The sequence below is a fragment of the Streptomyces speibonae genome (assembly GCF_984686075.1).
In genome coordinates this window covers 2,331,156-2,346,961 of sequence record NZ_OZ480260.1, presented here as the reverse complement: position 1 = coordinate 2,346,961, position 15,806 = coordinate 2,331,156, and the positions used below count along the sequence as shown (strand labels likewise).

The 15,806-nt window shown below is 72.7% G+C and carries 18 protein-coding genes and 1 pseudogene; 17 read left to right on the top strand and 2 right to left on the bottom strand.

The genetic code is table 11. From position 1 onward, the window contains the following. Nucleotides 1–14: 14 nt before the first annotated feature. The gene (locus AC5L3C_RS10230) at nucleotides 15–866 is read right to left on the bottom strand and encodes a methyltransferase domain-containing protein (RefSeq protein ID WP_493648564.1); all 852 of its coding nucleotides are present in this window, start codon (nucleotides 864–866) and stop codon (nucleotides 15–17) included. Nucleotides 867–1,503: 637 nt separating this feature from the next. Between AC5L3C_RS10230 and AC5L3C_RS10225 the strand changes: the two genes are divergently transcribed. The 17 genes and pseudogenes from AC5L3C_RS10225 (at nucleotide 1,504) to AC5L3C_RS10145 (ending at nucleotide 14,531) form a co-directional block, all read left to right on the top strand. Beyond that, on the top strand, nucleotides 1,504–2,100 hold the full coding sequence (locus AC5L3C_RS10225; protein ID WP_037933313.1) for a hypothetical protein: 597 nt from the start codon (nucleotides 1,504–1,506) through the stop codon (nucleotides 2,098–2,100). A gap of 286 nt (nucleotides 2,101–2,386) precedes the next feature. Next, the gene (rpsP, locus tag AC5L3C_RS10220) at nucleotides 2,387–2,815 is read left to right on the top strand and encodes a 30S ribosomal protein S16 (protein ID WP_493648563.1); all 429 of its coding nucleotides are present in this window, start codon (nucleotides 2,387–2,389) and stop codon (nucleotides 2,813–2,815) included. A 2-nt stretch (nucleotides 2,816–2,817) separates the two neighbouring features. After that, nucleotides 2,818–3,057 carry an RNA-binding protein gene (locus AC5L3C_RS10215; protein ID WP_003973401.1) on the top strand — a complete coding sequence of 80 codons (240 nt, stop codon included), beginning with the start codon at nucleotides 2,818–2,820 and terminating at the stop codon, nucleotides 3,055–3,057. A gap of 109 nt (nucleotides 3,058–3,166) precedes the next feature. Then, nucleotides 3,167–3,745 (top strand): ribosome maturation factor RimM, encoded by a 579-nt coding sequence (gene rimM, locus AC5L3C_RS10210; RefSeq protein WP_493648560.1) that lies wholly within the window; start codon nucleotides 3,167–3,169, stop codon nucleotides 3,743–3,745. Next, nucleotides 3,745–4,578, top strand: coding sequence for a tRNA (guanosine(37)-N1)-methyltransferase TrmD (gene trmD, locus AC5L3C_RS10205; protein ID WP_493653811.1), 834 nt, complete (start codon nucleotides 3,745–3,747; stop codon nucleotides 4,576–4,578). The genes rimM and trmD overlap by 1 nt, the downstream gene beginning before the upstream one ends. Nucleotides 4,579–4,707: 129 nt before the next feature. Beyond that, nucleotides 4,708–5,058 (top strand): 50S ribosomal protein L19, encoded by a 351-nt coding sequence (gene rplS, locus AC5L3C_RS10200; RefSeq protein WP_190098062.1) that lies wholly within the window; start codon nucleotides 4,708–4,710, stop codon nucleotides 5,056–5,058. Between the two features lie 45 nt (nucleotides 5,059–5,103). After that, nucleotides 5,104–5,844 (top strand): signal peptidase I, encoded by a 741-nt coding sequence (lepB, locus tag AC5L3C_RS10195; RefSeq protein ID WP_493648558.1) that lies wholly within the window; start codon nucleotides 5,104–5,106, stop codon nucleotides 5,842–5,844. Further along, nucleotides 5,837–6,925: pseudogene (lepB, locus tag AC5L3C_RS10190) on the top strand (signal peptidase I); the annotation flags it as partial. The gene lepB (AC5L3C_RS10195) and the pseudogene lepB (AC5L3C_RS10190), both read left to right, overlap by 8 nt. Beyond that, entirely contained in the window at nucleotides 6,816–7,805 is a 990-nt protein-coding gene (lepB, locus tag AC5L3C_RS10185; RefSeq protein WP_493648557.1) for a signal peptidase I, read from the top strand. The pseudogene lepB (AC5L3C_RS10190) and the gene lepB (AC5L3C_RS10185), both read left to right, overlap by 110 nt. Before the next feature lie 33 nt (nucleotides 7,806–7,838). Next, nucleotides 7,839–8,612 (top strand): signal peptidase I, encoded by a 774-nt coding sequence (gene lepB / locus AC5L3C_RS10180; RefSeq protein ID WP_493648555.1) that lies wholly within the window; start codon nucleotides 7,839–7,841, stop codon nucleotides 8,610–8,612. Then, complete coding sequence (locus tag AC5L3C_RS10175; RefSeq protein WP_493648554.1) at nucleotides 8,602–9,129, top strand: NUDIX hydrolase; 528 nt, start codon at nucleotides 8,602–8,604, stop codon at nucleotides 9,127–9,129. The genes lepB (AC5L3C_RS10180) and AC5L3C_RS10175 overlap by 11 nt, the downstream gene beginning before the upstream one ends. Before the next feature lie 53 nt (nucleotides 9,130–9,182). Further along, nucleotides 9,183–9,491, top strand: a complete 309-nt coding sequence (locus tag AC5L3C_RS10170) for a DUF2469 domain-containing protein (protein WP_003993268.1) — start codon at nucleotides 9,183–9,185, stop codon at nucleotides 9,489–9,491. 119 nt (nucleotides 9,492–9,610) lie between these two features. Beyond that, a complete protein-coding gene (locus AC5L3C_RS10165; protein WP_493648552.1) occupies nucleotides 9,611–9,982 on the top strand; it encodes a YraN family protein in 372 nt (123 codons plus the stop codon). Between the two features lies 1 nt (nucleotide 9,983). Further along, complete coding sequence (locus AC5L3C_RS10160) at nucleotides 9,984–11,609, top strand: YifB family Mg chelatase-like AAA ATPase (protein WP_493648550.1); 1,626 nt, start codon at nucleotides 9,984–9,986, stop codon at nucleotides 11,607–11,609. Further along, on the top strand, nucleotides 11,606–12,766 hold the full coding sequence (gene dprA, locus AC5L3C_RS10155) for a DNA-processing protein DprA (protein ID WP_493648549.1): 1,161 nt from the start codon (nucleotides 11,606–11,608) through the stop codon (nucleotides 12,764–12,766). The genes AC5L3C_RS10160 and dprA overlap by 4 nt, the downstream gene beginning before the upstream one ends. A gap of 273 nt (nucleotides 12,767–13,039) precedes the next feature. Continuing rightward, nucleotides 13,040–13,882, top strand: coding sequence for an RNA polymerase sigma factor WhiG (gene whiG, locus AC5L3C_RS10150; protein WP_125503994.1), 843 nt, complete (start codon nucleotides 13,040–13,042; stop codon nucleotides 13,880–13,882). Nucleotides 13,883–13,973: 91 nt separating this feature from the next. After that, nucleotides 13,974–14,531: a TetR/AcrR family transcriptional regulator gene (locus AC5L3C_RS10145; protein WP_493653810.1), complete on the top strand. Its 558-nt coding sequence runs from the start codon at nucleotides 13,974–13,976 to the stop codon at nucleotides 14,529–14,531. Between the two features lie 482 nt (nucleotides 14,532–15,013). Here AC5L3C_RS10145 and AC5L3C_RS10140 read toward each other — a convergent pair whose 3' ends face one another. Then, on the bottom strand, nucleotides 15,014–15,613 hold the full coding sequence (locus tag AC5L3C_RS10140) for a murein hydrolase activator EnvC family protein (protein WP_493648547.1): 600 nt from the start codon (nucleotides 15,611–15,613) through the stop codon (nucleotides 15,014–15,016). Nucleotides 15,614–15,806: the final 193 nt, after the last annotated feature.

Here is a 15,806-nt window from a genome sequence, read left to right as displayed (position 1 = left end):
CCCGGCGTCGTGTTTCAGGGGGTGCGCGCGACGAGGTACCGGAACACGTTGGGCATCCACACGGTCCCGTCCGGCCGCTGATAGGGGTGCACGGCTTCAGTCAGCTCCTTGTCGACCTGCACCTGGTCCGTCGCGCTGATCGCGGGGTCGAACAGCCCGGTCGATTTCAGCCCCCGCAGGGCGCTGTCGGCGTCGGCGTAGCCGAAGGGGCAGGCCACCCGACCGGAGCCGTCCGGCCGCAGCCCCGCCCGTTCGGCGACGCGTTCCAGGTCGTCGCGGTCGGCGGGTCGCCAGGTGCCGCCGGGCAGCGGTTCGGCGAGCTTGGCGGCCGCGCGGAGCACCGACGCCGTGGCGCACCGCTCCGGCGGGCCCCAGCCGGCCAGCACCACGGCCGCTCCGCGTCCGGCGAGCGGCAGCGCCTCGGCGAGCAGCTCGCCTAGCCCCTCCGCGTCCCCGGCGAGGCAGCCGATCGGTTCGAACGCGGTCACCACGGTGTACGTGTCCGCGTCCGCGCGGGCGGTGTCCGCCGGTGAGCCCCGCACGATCCGGGTGCCGGTGTCCGCGTGGGGTTCGCGCTCCTCGGGCAGCAGTCGTTCCCGCGCGAGGGCCAGCCGGTCGGCGCAGGTGTCGACACCGGTGATCGTGGCACCGCGCGAGGCCGCCATCAGCAGGGCCAGTCCGGAGCCGCAGCCGAGGCCGAGCAGCCGTGTCGCGGGACCCACGTCCAGCCGCTGGTAGACGGCCTCGTAGAGCGGTACGAGCATGCGCTCCTGGATCTCGGACCAGTCACGCGCGCGTGCACGCAGGTCCACGCGGGGGGCGGCCCCCGCGTGGGGCGGGTACTGCCGCACGAGCGTAGGTGTCATAGGTAAGCGCCCCAATCAGCCGAGAGTTGCCGCAATGCCCGATTCCCTGGCCCCCGTGCAGTGCGCCCGCACACCCCCCGTATGCCAGGTAACTCCGCACTCGACGTGTCGTCCAGTGGAATGCGGGCGCCGTTTGGTAGTTGCTCGTGCCAGTGGCAAGAATTCACATTCCGGTAATCGGGGGTCGTGCGCCCGGTCGTCGGGAAGGCCTCCGGGGGCCGGTTCCGGCCAGGGGGCGAGGGTCTCGGCCGTGGGGGTGGGGTGGTGCGAGTGGCCAGTGGGGGACGCGGTAGGTTCACGGTCGTGGCGCCTGTGGCGGGCCGGTCGCGCGGGGTCACCGCGAGAGGGGCCGAAACGCCTCTTGCGTACCCGGGGGGCTTACGCCCACCGGCGTACAGAAACCGCTTACACGCCGGGAAGAGGCGTGGCCCGTGAGGGTCTCCCATGAGGGTGGCGGTGGGAGACGGGTGGGCGTACGTCAGCCTACGCACCACCTTGAGGTGAGCTGTGAGGCTTCTCCGCAGATCAGCGCACCCGCCCTCGTCAGGACGCATCAGCGGCAACTGACGGGTACGTGCAAATTATTTGGGATGCCCCGGAATCGGAACACACAGGCGTCCCGGCTCGTTGTCATTACGTGAGCACGACACAGACACCACCTGTTCTCGCCGCAGAGCTGGCACAGGCGTGGGCCGACATTCAGCGGTACCACCCCGAACTGCCCGACCTTGCCGCGCCCGAGTCCCTGATCGGGGAGTCGTCGTCCGCATGCGGTCACGAGCTCTCCTTCGAACGACTGCTGCACGAGGCAGTCCACGGCGTCGCCGCCGCGCGCGGCGTACGCGACACATCCCGCGCCGGCCGCTACCACAACCGCAGATTCCTCGCGATCGCCGAGGAGCTGGGCCTGGACCATCCCGAGGAGCCGCACCCGAGCAGCGGCTTCTCACTGGTCACGCTCACTCCCGAGGCGAAGCGGCGCTACCGTCCGACGACGGAACGCCTCCATCGCGCCCTGAAGGCCCATACCGCGGCGACCGCGGGCGACACCGCCCGCAGCTTCCGCGGGCCGGCCGCACGGCACGGTTCCTCCGGAGGCGGCGTCCGCGTCAAGGCCGTCTGCGACTGCGGGCGCAACGTCCGTGTCGTCCCCTCGGTCCTGGCGCAGGCGCCCATCGTCTGCGGCGGCTGCGGCAAGCCCTTCCGGATCCCGGAGGTCGCGGCGGCGAGCTGATGGCCCGGCACCTCGTGGGTGCCGGGCCGGCTCCGCCGCCGCGTCAGGGCCGCGCACCCGGTCGTTCGCGCGCCGGAACGCCGGGTGCCGCGCAGGCGTGCCCGCATGCGGACGCCCCGCGGCCATCGGGGCCCGCAGGGTGTGGCAGAATGGGCAGCTGTACTCGACAGCCGCACAGGACCCCTCTCTCCTCCGGCTGACGCGTCCATCGGGCACTCGGGTACCGCAACCCCACGCGGCGTTCCCGCCGTGCCCAACCACGTCAAATCCAGGAGAATCCACTCCCGTGGCAGTCAAGATCAAGCTGAAGCGTCTGGGCAAGATCCGTTCGCCTCACTACCGCATCGTCGTCGCCGACTCCCGTACCCGCCGTGACGGCCGGGCCATCGAGGAGATCGGCAAGTACCACCCGACGTACCACCCGTCGGTGATCGAGGTCGACGCCGAGCGCGTGGCGTACTGGCTCGGTGTCGGCGCCCAGCCGACGGAGCCCGTGCTCGCCATCCTGAAGAAGACCGGCGACTGGCAGAAGTTCAAGGGCGAGCCCGCTCCCGCCCCGCTGCTCCAGCAGGCCGAGAAGCCCGCCCGTCCGTCGTTCGAGGCGATCGGCGGCGACGACGAGGGCAAGGGTGAGGCGATCACCCAGAAGAAGAAGGCTGAGAAGAAGGACGAGGCCGCCGCTGCGTCCTCTGCGTCTGCGCCGACCGAGGCCTGAGCATGCTCGAGGAGGCTCTCGAGCACCTCGTGAAGGGCATCGTCGACAACCCCGACGATGTGCAGGTCGCCTCGCGCAACCTGCGGCGTGGACGTGTGCTCGAGGTCCGGGTGCACCCGGACGACCTCGGCAAGGTGATCGGCCGCAACGGCCGCACCGCACGCGCTCTGCGCACCGTCGTGGGCGCCATCGGCGGCCGCGGTGTCCGTGTCGACCTCGTCGACGTGGACCACGTCCGCTGACGCCAAACGCAGCACCGGCTCGGGCCGGGGAAGGCTTTCGGGCCGTCCCCGGCCCGCAGTCGTCGGAGCCGTCAGCGGCTCGTCGCAGTCCGACAGGAGATCAAGCACAGTGCAGTTGGTAGTCGCTCGCATCGGCCGCGCCCATGGCATCAAGGGCGAGGTCACCGTCGAGGTCCGCACCGACGAACCCGAGCTGAGGCTCGGGCCCGGTGCCGCCCTGAGCACCGACCCCGCCTCCGCCGGCCCGCTCACCATCGCGACCGGCCGGGTGCACAGCGGCCGTCTCCTGCTGCGCTTCGAGGGCGTGCACGATCGCAACGGCGCCGAGGCGCTGCGCAACACCCTCCTCATCGCCGACGTCGACCCGGACGAGCGGCCCGAGGGCGAGGACGAGTACTACGACCATCAGCTGATCGACCTCGACGTGGTGACTGTGGACGGCACCGCGGTGGGCCGGATCACCGAGATCTCGCACCTGCCCACCCAGGACCTCTTCGTGGTCGAACGCCCCGACGGCACCGAGGTGTACGTGCCGTTCGTCCAGGAGATCGTCACCGAGATCGACCTGGAGGAGCAGCGCGCGGTCATCGACCCGCCGCCCGGCCTGATCGACGACCGTGCCGTCCACGACGACGCCGCCGACGGGCACAGCGTCTCCGCCCGGGACGCCGGCAAGGAAGAGGCGTGATGCGGCTCGACGTCGTCACGATCTTCCCCGAGTACCTGGAGCCGCTGAACGTCTCCCTCGTGGGCAAGGCGCGCGCCCGCGGGCAGCTCGGCGTCCACGTCCACGACCTGCGCTCCTGGACGCACGACCGGCACCACACCGTCGACGACACCCCGTACGGCGGCGGCCCCGGCATGGTCATGAAGCCCGAGCCGTGGGGAGAGGCGCTGGACTCGGTGCTGGCCGACGGCTACGAGGCCGGCTCCCGCGAACCGGCCCTGATCGTCCCCACCCCCAGCGGCCGCCCCTTCACCCAGGAACTGGCCGTCCACCTCTCCGAGCGCCCCTGGCTGATCTTCACCCCGGCGCGCTACGAGGGCATCGACCGCCGAGTTGTCGACGAGTACGCCACCCGGATGCCCGTGTACGAGGTCTCCATCGGCGACTACGTCCTGGCCGGCGGCGAGGCGGCCGTCCTCGTCGTCACCGAGGCCGTGGCACGCCTGCTCCCCGGTGTCCTGGGCAACGCCGAATCGCACCGCGACGACTCCTTCGCGCCCGGCGCCATGGCCAACCTGCTGGAGGGCCCCGTGTACACCAAGCCCCCGCTGTGGCGCGGCCGGGGCGTGCCGGACGTGCTGCTCAGCGGCCACCACGGGAAGATCGCCCGCCTGCGGCGCGACGAGGCGCTGCGCCGGACCACGGCCCACCGGCCCGACCTCATCGAGCGCTGCGATCCCAAGGCCTTCGACAAGAAGGACCGCGAGATGCTGTCCATCCTGGGCTGGGAACCGGACCCCGCGGGCGAGCCGTACGGCCGATTTTGGCGCAGGACCGGCGGCGTGGAAGAATAGGCCGCTGTTGTGCGCCGACCGGCGTGCGCCCCTGCCGCAGGGGGACACGACGCCCGCCGGCATCGCACCTCTGATCCGAACCCTAGTTGCCGTTGATGACCTGCGGCATCAGCGAAGAAAGCAGACGAAATGTCTCACCTGCTCGACTCCGTCGACTCCGCGTCGCTGCGCAGCGACGTCCCGGCGTTCCGCCCCGGCGACACCGTCAACGTCCACGTGCGCGTCATCGAGGGCAACCGCTCCCGTGTGCAGCAGTTCAAGGGCGTGGTGATCCGCCGCCAGGGTGCCGGCGTCCGCGAGACCTTCACGGTCCGCAAGGTCTCCTTCTCCGTCGGCGTCGAGCGCACCTTCCCGGTGCACACCCCGATCGTGGAGAAGATCGAGCTCGTCACCAAGGGTGACGTCCGCCGCGCCAAGCTGTACTACCTGCGCGAGCTGCGCGGCAAGGCGGCGAAGATCAAGGAGAAGCGCGAGAACTGAGCGCTTCACCGGCGTCGCGTCGCGGCCGGATAGCATCTGGCCCCGATGGACACCGAAGCACAGCCGACGGAGCGCGACCGTTCCCTGCCCCCGGCCGGACCCGAGAACACCTCGGGGAGGCCGGGGCCGCGGGGGCGGTCGCGTTCCGCGTTGGTGCCGCACATCACGCGGTGGCTGCCCGGCGGGCGCATTACGCTGACCCTGCTGCTCTGTCTGCTGTTCCTGCTGGCCGTCAACCTCTTCGTGGCGCGGCCGTTCGAGATCCCCAGTGGATCGATGGAGCGCGGATTGAGGCCGGGGGACCGCGTACTCGTAAATAAGTTGGCATACCGCTTCGGCGACGGGCCGGAGCGCGGCGACGTGGTTGTGTTCGACGGCACCGGGTATTTCGGTGACGCGGACTACATCAAACGGGTCGTCGGGGTGGGTGGGGACCACGTGGTCTGCTGCGACGGGGAGGGGAGGATCCGGGTGAACGGCCGTTCGGTCGACGAGTCGGGCTTCCTGTTCCCCGGTGACAGTCCTTCCACGGTGCCGTTCGACCTCGTCGTGCCCGACGAGCGGCTGTTCGTCCTCGGTGACCACCGGAGCGACTCCAGCGACTCCCGCGACCACCTCGGCTCGCCCGGCGGAGGCATGATCCCCGTGGACGAGGTGATCGGCCGCGCCGACGGGATCGTATGGCCGTTCGACCGCGCCACCCGGCTGCACCGGCCCGACGCCTACGCGCGCGTGCCGGCCGGGGAAGCGGACGCGTCCCGCGCGGCAGGGGGCGCCCATGGGTAACCGCGGCAAGCCCCGCGGCGTTCCGGACAGCCCCACGGAGAACCTGCTGCCCACCGGCTCCCGGCGCGCGGCCGCGCCCGGCTCCGGGCGCACCCGGGCCGAGCGGCGCAAGCTCCAGCGCAAGGTCAAGCGGCGCCGCAGGCGCAGCGCGGTCAAGGAGATCCCGCTCCTCATCGGCGTGGCCGTGCTGATCGCGCTGGTGCTCAAGACGTTCCTCGTCCAGGCCTTCGTCATCCCCTCCGGCTCCATGGAGCAGACGATCCAGATCGGTGACCGGGTCCTGGTCGACAAGCTGACCCCCTGGTTCGGCTCCAAGCCGCAGCGCGGGGACGTCGTCGTGTTCAAGGACCCCGGCGGCTGGCTGAGGGACGAGCGGACCACTCCGAAGAAGGAGGACCCGGTCGGGATCAAGCAGATCAAGGAGGGGCTCACCTTCATCGGACTGCTGCCGTCCGAGAACGAGAAGGACCTCATCAAGCGGGTCGTCGGCGTCGGCGGCGACCGGGTCCAGTGCTGCGACAAGCAGGGCCGGGTCACCGTCAACGGCGTACCGCTGAACGAGGACTACCTCTACCCGGGCAACGTCCCCTCCAACACGCCCTTCGACGTCACCGTGCCCGAGGGACGGCTGTGGGTGATGGGCGACCACCGGTCCAACTCGGCCGACTCCCGCTCCCACCAGGACACCGACTACGGGGGCACCGTCTCCGAGGACGAGGTGGTGGGCCGGGCCATGGTCATCGCCTGGCCGTTCGCCCACTGGAACACGCTGGATGAACCCACGACCTACGCGTCCGTGTCGGACCGGGCGCCGGGTTCGACCGCTGCCGCCCCGCTGTCGCATAGGGTTGCCCCGGACGACGGCAACGGAATCGTCCGGCTCCCGACCCCTGCGGAACTCCCGCTCGTTATGGGAGTGGTGGGCCTGCGCCGGTCATGGCGCGGGCGGCGGCAGAGACTAAGGAGTTGGTGTGGGGGACGCGGCGGTTGGCGCACGGTCCGGACGCGAGGGCGAGGAGCACCGCGGACGACCCGCGGAAGCGGGCCATCCGGCGGCGGACGACCCCGTGGCCTCCGGGAATCACTCCCCGGCGGGCGGCGGCGACGGTTCCGGGGAGGAGCGGCCCCCGACGGAGGAGGGCGGGTCGGGCGACGACACCCCCCGGGCGAAGCAGCCCCGCTCCTTCTGGAAGGAGCTGCCCATCCTGATCGGCATCGCGCTGGTCCTGGCGCTGCTGATCAAGACCTTCCTGGTGCAGGCGTTCTCGATCCCGTCCGACTCGATGCAGAACACCCTCCAGCAGGGTGACCGGGTCCTGGTCGACAAGCTCACCCCCTGGTTCGGCTCCGAGCCCGAGCGCGGCGAGGTCGTCGTCTTCCACGACCCCGACAACTGGCTGGCGGGGGAGCCCACCCCCGACCCCAACCCCCTGCAGAAGGTCCTCAGCTGGATCGGCCTGATGCCGTCCGCGGAGGAGAAGGACCTGATCAAGCGGGTCGTCGGCGTCGGCGGCGACACGATCGAGTGCAAGGGCACCGGCCCGCTCATGGTCAACGGCAAGGCGCTGAACGAGCCGTACGTGTACCCGGGCAACACCCCGTGCAGCCAGGACGACCAGGGCGGCCAGTTCAAGGTGAAGGTCCCCGAGGGCCACATCTGGGTCATGGGCGACCACCGCCAGAACTCCCGCGACTCGCGGTACAACCAGGCCGACAAGAACAGCGGCTTCGTCCCCGTGGACAAGGTCGTCGGCCGCGCCATCGTCATCGCCTGGCCGATCAACCGCTGGACCAACCTGCCGGTCCCGGACACCTTCGACCAGCCCGGCCTGAACGCCTCGGGGCCGTCCGCCGCGGTGCTGCCGGCCGCGCCGCAGGGACTCGTGCTCGCGGGGGCGGTGCCGCTGGTGCTCTGGCGGCGCGGGCGGCACCGGGTCGGAGCCGAGCGCCGGGAGGGCTGACCCCGTCCGGTACTGCCCGGTAGGGTGCGGCGCATGAGTGGTCGGAGCACGACGCGCACGGTCCCCGGCAGCAGCGGCACGGGCGGCACCCGGACGGGCAGGACCGGACAACTCCTGTCCAACGTGGCCGTGGCCCTGGGCATGGTGCTCTTCCTCGGCGGATTCGTCTGGGGCGCGGTGGTCTACCGGCCGTACACCGTGCCCACCACCTCGATGGCGCCGACCATCGGCGCCGGCGACCGGGTGCTGGCGCAGCGCATCGACGGCGGCGACGTCCGCCGCGGTGACGTCGTCGTCTTCAAGGACGCGACCTGGTCGAACGCCCCCATGGTGAAGCGGGTGGTCGCCGTGGGCGGCGACAAGGTCTCCTGCTGCCAGGACGGCAGGCTGAAGGTGAACGGCAAGGAGATCGACGAACCGTATCTCCCCGAGGACGAGGTGAACGGGTTCGCCGACTTTCCCGAGGTGACCGTTCCCAAGGGGCGGCTGTTCCTGCTCGGTGACGAGCGTTCCGGGTCGGTGGACTCCACGGCCCATCTGACCGACGCCGCCAGTGGCACCGTCTCCCGCGGCGCGGTCCAGGCCCGGGTCGACGCCGTGGCCTGGCCGATGGAGGGCATGCTGGCGGCCCCCACCGGCTTCGAACAGCTCGGTGCGCTCTCCTCACCCGGCCCGCTCAGGACCGTCGTGGCGCTGGTGATCGGCGGCGCGGTGCTCGTGCTCGGCGGGGCCGCGTACGGCCCCCTCGCCAAGCGGGCGGGCGCCGCCCGGGCCCGGGCGGGCGAAGGGACCGCCGGTGGCCGCTGAACCGGTCCCCGCCGGGGAGGACTCCTACACCGGAGGGCTGCGCAGGGTCGCCCGGGTCGTGCTGCTCGACCCGCACGACCGCATCCTGCTGATGCACGGCCATGAACCGGACGATCCCGCCGACGACTGGTGGTTCACCCCCGGCGGTGGTGTCGAGGGCGAGGAGACCCGCGAGCAGGCCGCGCTGCGGGAGCTCGCCGAGGAGACCGGCATCACGGACGTCGAGCTGGGGCCCGTGCTCTGGCGGCGGAGGTGCTCCTTCCCGTTCGCCGGGCGCCGCTGGGACCAGGACGAGTGGTACTACATCGCCCGCACCGCGCAGACCGCGACCGCGGCCACGGCCCTGACCGAGCTGGAGCGCCGCAGCGTCGCTGGATCCCGGTGGTGGACATGGTCCGAACTCGCACGCGCCCATGAGACGGTGTATCCGACCAGACTCGCCGGGCTGCTGCGGACACTGCTCGACGAAGGTCCCCCTGCCGGGCCCGTGACCCTGGACACCGAAATCGTCCGGTGACCCCCGGGACTGGCGCACAATGGGGGGATCGCACGGCTGAAGGGGAACATGCCATGAGCGCCGAGGACCTCGAGAAGTACGAGACCGAGATGGAGCTGAAGCTCTACCGGGAGTACCGCGATGTCGTCGGGCTGTTCAAATACGTGATCGAGACCGAGCGGCGCTTCTACCTGACCAACGACTACGAGATGCAGGTGCACTCGGTCCAGGGTGAGGTGTTCTTCGAGGTGTCCATGGCCGACGCCTGGGTCTGGGACATGTACCGGCCGGCCCGCTTCGTGAAGCAGGTACGTGTTCTGACCTTCAAGGATGTGAACATCGAGGAGCTCAACAAGAGCGATCTGGAGCTCCCGAGCGGCTGAGCCGGGCACGCCGCTCGCTCGGACGGGTGACGGAGTTGTCCACAGCCGCCGAGTTCTGCACCGGGCCCCACACCGCGGAGCGGTCTGCGTGACCGTTGGCCCCGGAGGTGGTGTTCGACATGACCGGACAACGGGCACGCAGCGCACTCGGCAGGTACGGCGAGACACTGGCCGCGCGACGGCTGGCACAGGCAGGCATGACGGTCCTGGAGCGCAACTGGCGCTGCGGCAGGACCGGTGAGATCGACATCGTGGCCAGGGACGGTGATGCCCTGGTCGTCTGCGAGGTGAAGACCCGCAGGGCAGGGCCCTTCGAGCACCCCATGGCGGCCGTCACGCCGGCCAAGGCGGGCCGGCTGCGCAGGCTCGCGGAACGCTGGCTGCAGGAACACGGGGGAGCGCCGCCCGGCGGGGTCCGCATCGACGTGGTCGGCGTGCTCCTTCCGGCCCGCGGCGCACCCGTCGTCGAGCATGTGCGGGGGGTGGCCTGACATGGGGTTCGCCCGTACGTGCTCGGTGGCGCTGGTGGGCGTCGAGGGCGTCGTCGTGGAGGTGCAGGCCGACCTGGAACCGGGGGTCGCGGCGTTCACGCTGGTGGGGCTGCCGGACAAGAGCCTGACCGAGAGCCGGGACCGGGTCAGGGCGGCCGTGGTCAACTCCGGCGGGGAGTGGCCGCAGAAGAAGCTCACCGTGGGGCTCAGCCCGGCCTCGGTCCCGAAGGCCGGGAGCGGGTTCGACCTGGCCGTCGCGTGCGCCGTGCTCGGCGCCGCCGAGCGGATCGACCCCCGGGTGCTCGCCGACATCGTGATGATCGGCGAACTCGGCCTGGACGGCCGGGTACGGCCGGTGCGCGGCATCCTGCCCGCCGTGCTGGCCGCGGCCGACGCGGGCTACGAGCAGGTGGTGGTGCCCGAGTGCGCCGCGGCCGAGGCCGCCCTGGTGCCCGGCGTGTCCGTGCTGGGCATCCGCAGCCTGCGCCAGCTGATCGCGGTGCTCACCGACGAGCCGGTGCCCGAGGAGGCGGCCGAGGAACCGTCGCGCCCCGATCCGCTGCTCGCCGGGCTGCGGGTCCCCGGCACCGGAGCGGCCACCGGCGTGCACAGCGCCGACGCGGCACAGCACCACCAGGGCCACGACCTCGCGGACGTCGTGGGCCAGCTCTCGGCGCGGACGGCGGTGGAGGTCGCCGCGGCGGGCGGACACCACCTGTTCCTCGAGGGGCCGCCCGGCGCCGGCAAGACCATGCTGGCGGAGCGGCTGCCGCCGATCCTGCCGCCGCTGGACCGGCAGGCGTCCCTCGAGGTGACGGCCGTGCACTCGGTGGCGGGCCTGCTGCCCCCGGGCAAGCCTCTGATCGACACGGCACCCTACTGCGCCCCGCACCACTCGGCCACGATGCAGGCACTCGTCGGCGGCGGCCCCGGCACGGCCCGGCCGGGAGCGGTCTCCCTCGCGCACCGCGGCGTGCTGTTCCTGGACGAGACACCGGAGTTCAGCAGCCGGGCCCTGGACGCCTTGCGCCAGCCGCTGGAGGCCGGGCACGTGGTCATCGCGCGCAGTGCGGGCGTCGTGCGCTTCCCGGCGCGGTTCCTGATGGTGCTCGCCGCCAACCCGTGCCCCTGCGGGCGCTTCTCGGGGACCGGCGACCAGTGCGAATGCCCGCCCTCGGCGATCCGCCGCTACCAGGCCAGACTGTCCGGGCCGCTGCTCGACCGGGTCGACCTGCGCGTCGAGGTCGACCGCGTCACCCGCACCGAGCTGACGGCGAGCGGCGCCCGCGGCGAGACCACCGCCACGGTCGCCGCACGGGTACACACCGCCCGGGAGCGCGCGGCGGCGCGGCTCGCCGGCACACCGTGGCGGACCAACAGCGAGGTCCCCGGCCGGGAGCTGCGCAGCCGCTGGCACGCCGCACCCGGCGCCATGGACGACGCCGAGCGCGGCCTGGAGCGCGGTGTGCTCACCGCCCGGGGCCTGGACCGGGTGCTGCGGGTCGCCTGGACCGTCGCCGACCTCGGCGGACACGACCGGCCCGACGCCGGGGACGTCGCCCTCGCCCTGCAACTGCGCACCGGCGTCCCGCGCGGGGTGCCCATGACGGTCGGGGCGGCGGTATGAGCGCCGCGGCCGGGGGAGAGGGGGAACTGCTCGGCCGGATCTTCCTCACCCGGGTCCTGGAACCCGGCGACGAGACCGGCGGGCGCTGGGTCAGGGAACTCGGCGTGGACGAGGTGGTGCGCCGACTGCGACGGCGGACCGAGCCGCTGCCCGGGGTGAGCGACCGGCGCTGGGCCGGCCTGACCGCCCGGGCCGAGCGCGCCGAGCCGGGCCGCGACCTCGCTGTCGCGCGGGAGGCCGGGGTGCGCTTCGTCCGTCCCGGGACCGCCGAATGGCCGGCTCAGCTCGACGACCTCGGGGACGCCCGGCCGCTCGGACTGTGGGTGCGCGGCGGCCCTGACCTGCGCATGTGGGCGCTGCGCTCGGTCGCCGTCGTCGGCGCCCGCGCCTGCACCGAGTACGGCGCGCACATGGCCGCCACCCTCGCCGCGGGACTGGCCGAGCGCGGCTGGATCGTGGTCTCCGGCGGTGCCTACGGGGTCGACGGCGCCGCCCACCGCGGCGCACTGGGATCGGGCGGCGCCACCGTCGCCGTCCTCGCCTGCGGCCTCGACCGGCCCTATCCGCGCGGACACGCCGGACTGATCGGCAGAATCGCCGACCAGGGACTCGTCGTCGGCGAGCTGCCGCCCGGTGATCACCCGACACCGAGCAGATTCATCCTGCGGAACCGGGTGATCGCCGCCCTCACCCGGGGCACGGTCGTGGTGGAGGCCGCCCACCGCAGCGGCTCGCTGGTGACCGCCCGGGCGGCCCGGCGGCTGGGCCGGCACACGATAGGAGTCCCGGGACCGGCCACCAGCGGGCTCTCCGCCGGGGTGCACGAGCTGCTGCGCCAGGACGCCGTCCTGGTCACCGACGCCGACGAGGTCGTCGAACTGGTCGGGGACATGGGCGAGCTCGCCCCCGAGCGACGGGGACCGGTGCTGCCCCGCGACCTCCTCGACCCGGCGGGGCGCCAGGTCCTCGCCGCGCTCCCCGCCCGCGGAACGGCCCGGCCGGACGAGATCGCGCGGGCCGCGCAGACCACGCCGGACGACGCGATCGCGAGACTGTACGAACTACGAGCACTTGGTCACGTCGAACGACACGGCGACGGCTGGAAGTTGACGCGCCACGCCGTGATGTCGGTCCGCGACGGCCGCGACACCCGTTGACGGAGCGTGTTCGGCCGTCCGAGGGAACCCCGACACCCCTTGGTGGATACGCCAGTTGAGGGACCCCGGTGATCACTCAGAGCGATCGGCGTGCCCCGGTGGGACGGCCCCAGGAACGAATCTGCGCACGGTCCCACCTCGGTTCTTCGCACACCGCGACGCCGTAGTCACGCTACGCTCACGAGGATTCCCGACACGGACAGGCAACTCGACATCGGACAGACAACGCACCCAGCCAGCACCAGCCCACGGCAGAACGGCACTAGGCGACGAATGCCCCAGCACACCTCCGGGTCCGACCGGGCGGCGATCCCCCCAGCCGCCCGCGACGGTGGCAGCGTGCGGCCGCCCGCTCCCTCGACGCTCGACGAGTTGTGGCGGTCGTACAAGGCGACGGGGGACGAACGACTGCGGGAGCAGCTGATCCTGCACTACTCGCCGCTGGTGAAGTACGTCGCCGGCCGCGTCAGTGTGGGGCTGCCGCCCAACGTCGAGCAGGCGGACTTCGTCTCCTCCGGGGTCTTCGGGCTGATCGACGCCATCGAGAAGTTCGATGTCGACCGGGAGATCAAGTTCGAGACCTACGCGATCACCCGCATCCGGGGCGCGATGATCGACGAGCTGCGGGCGCTGGACTGGATCCCCCGCTCGGTGCGGCAGAAGGCGCGCAACGTGGAGCGCGCCTACGCCACGCTGGAGGCGCGGCTGCGGCGCACGCCGTCGGAGAGCGAGGTCGCCGCCGAGATGGGCATCACGGTGGGCGAGCTGCACGCGGTCTTCAGCCAGCTGTCGCTGGCGAACGTCGTCGCCCTGGAGGAACTGCTGCACGCCGGGGGCGACGGCGGCGACCAGCTGAGCTTCATGGACACCCTGGAGGACACCGCCGCCGACAATCCGGTGGAGGTGGCCGAGGACCGGGAGCTGCGCAGGTTCCTCGCCCGGGCCATCAACACGCTCCCCGAGCGGGAGAAGACCGTGGTCACGCTGTACTACTACGAGGGCCTCACGCTCGCCGAGATCGGCAACGTGCTGGGCGTGACCGAGAGCCGGGTCAGCCAGATCCACACCAAGTCCGTGCTCCAGCTGCGCGCGAAGCTGGCGAGCTTCGGCCGCTGAGCCCGTCCGGCTCAGAGCCGGCCGATCCTCTGGCCGCCGCGGGCCGCGCCTCCGTAAAGTGGACGGCGTGCCAAGGATTCGAGCGGCCTCCGTGGCCGAGCACCGGTCGATGCAGCGAGCCGCCCTGCTGGACGCGGCTCGCTCCCTGCTGTCCGAGGGCGGTACGGAGGCACTGACCTTCCCGGCCCTCGCCGAGCGCACCGGCCTCGCGCGTTCGTCCGTGTACGAGTACTTCCGCTCGCGGGCGGCCGTCGTCGAGGAGCTGTGCGAGGTCGACTTCCCGGTCTGGGCGGCCGAGGTCGAGGCCGCGATGGCGGCCGCCGACGGGGCCGAGGCCAAGATCGAGGCGTATGTGCGCACCCAGCTGCGGCTGGTCGGGGACCGGCGGCACCGCGCCGTGGTCGCCATCTCCGCGAGCGAGCTCGACGAGGGCGCACGCGAGAAGATCCGCGCCGCGCACGGCGGTCTGGTCACGATGATCGGTGAGGCGCTGGCAGGCCTGGGCCACACCCAGCCCCGCCTCGCGGCCATGCTTCTCCAGGGCGTGGTCGACGCCGCGGTGCGCCGCATCGAACTGGGCGCGGCGGAACACCCCGACGAGATCACGGAAGCAGCGGTCACCATGGCCCTCAAGGGCGCCCGGGGCTGACCCCCGCCACCCGCCAACCTCCGGCCCCGCCGGAGCCCCCACACCGGGGCACGCCGTCCCGCAGCTGCTGCCCCCTGCGGCGGGACAGCGAGCCGCGTCCGTCGGCCCCGCTCCCCCGCGGTCGGAGTGGGGCCGTGGCGGGTGGGCCGGTAGGGGCGGCGGCGGTGTGCCGGGGCGTGCCCCGCCCGCGTGTGGGGCCGCACTCGGAGTTGTTGCCTCCTGCGGTGGGACAGGGAGCCGCGTCCGCCGGTTTCGCGCGTCTCCGGGTGAGGTGAGCCGTGGCGGGTGGGCCAGTTGGGGCGGCGGCGGTGTGCCGGGGCGTGCCCCGCCCGCGTGTGGGGCCGCACTCGGAGTTGTTGCCTCCTGTGGTGGGACGGCGAGCCGCGTCCGTCGGCCCCGCGTGCCACTCCGGGTGGAGTCGGCCGTGGTGGGTGGGTAGGCAGGGGCGTGGCGCACCGTCGGGGGCCGCGCGGGGTGGGGGCTCAATCGGGTGCCGGGGCCGACAGGACCGGGAGGAGCCGTGGTGGGTCTCTGTGGAGCAGCCATGGGGGGAGCAGGGTGAGGGGGTCGAGGTAGGCGTCGGCTCGTAGCAGGCCCCAGTGGACGCACGGGGCCGTGCAGTGGGAGCCCGTCGGTTCCACCGTGCCGATCGTCTCGCCGGCCGTCACCTCGTCGCCCTCGGCCACCGAGGCGCCGACCGGTTCGTAGGTCGTGCGCAGGGGCGGGTCGCCCGTGCCCGCCAGCTCCACCGAGACGACGCCCCGTCCGGCCACCCGGCCGGCGAAGGAGACCCGGCCCGCCGCCACCGCCCGGACCGGCGCCCCCGGCGCGGCCGCCAGGTCCACGCCCCGGTGCCCGCGCCCGTACGCCGTCGCCGGGGGCTCCCAGCCGCGCAGCACCGGGGGCCGTGTCCCCACCGGCCAGGTCCGTCCCACGGCCGGGACCGTGCCGTCGTCCCGCACCGGCCCCACCGCCGCCGTCGGCAGCCAGGACGGCGGTGGCGGGGCCAGCAGCGCCGCCACGGTCATGATCACCAGCAGGGTCAGCCGTACCGCCGCCCTCGCCCCTCGCCTCTTTCGCATGCCCGCAGCGTGCCGCCAACGGGCGCTCACCGCAGGGACCTGTGGACGACCGCCCGGGTTGTGGACAACGGCGTCACCCGCGGCCCCGCGGGTCCCGTACACTTCTGGTGGCGACCCGGGCCACCGGGTCGACTTCGCACGCCCCGGCATCGGGCCCGGTCACAGCCGGAAACCCGATGTCAGCGCCCCTCGG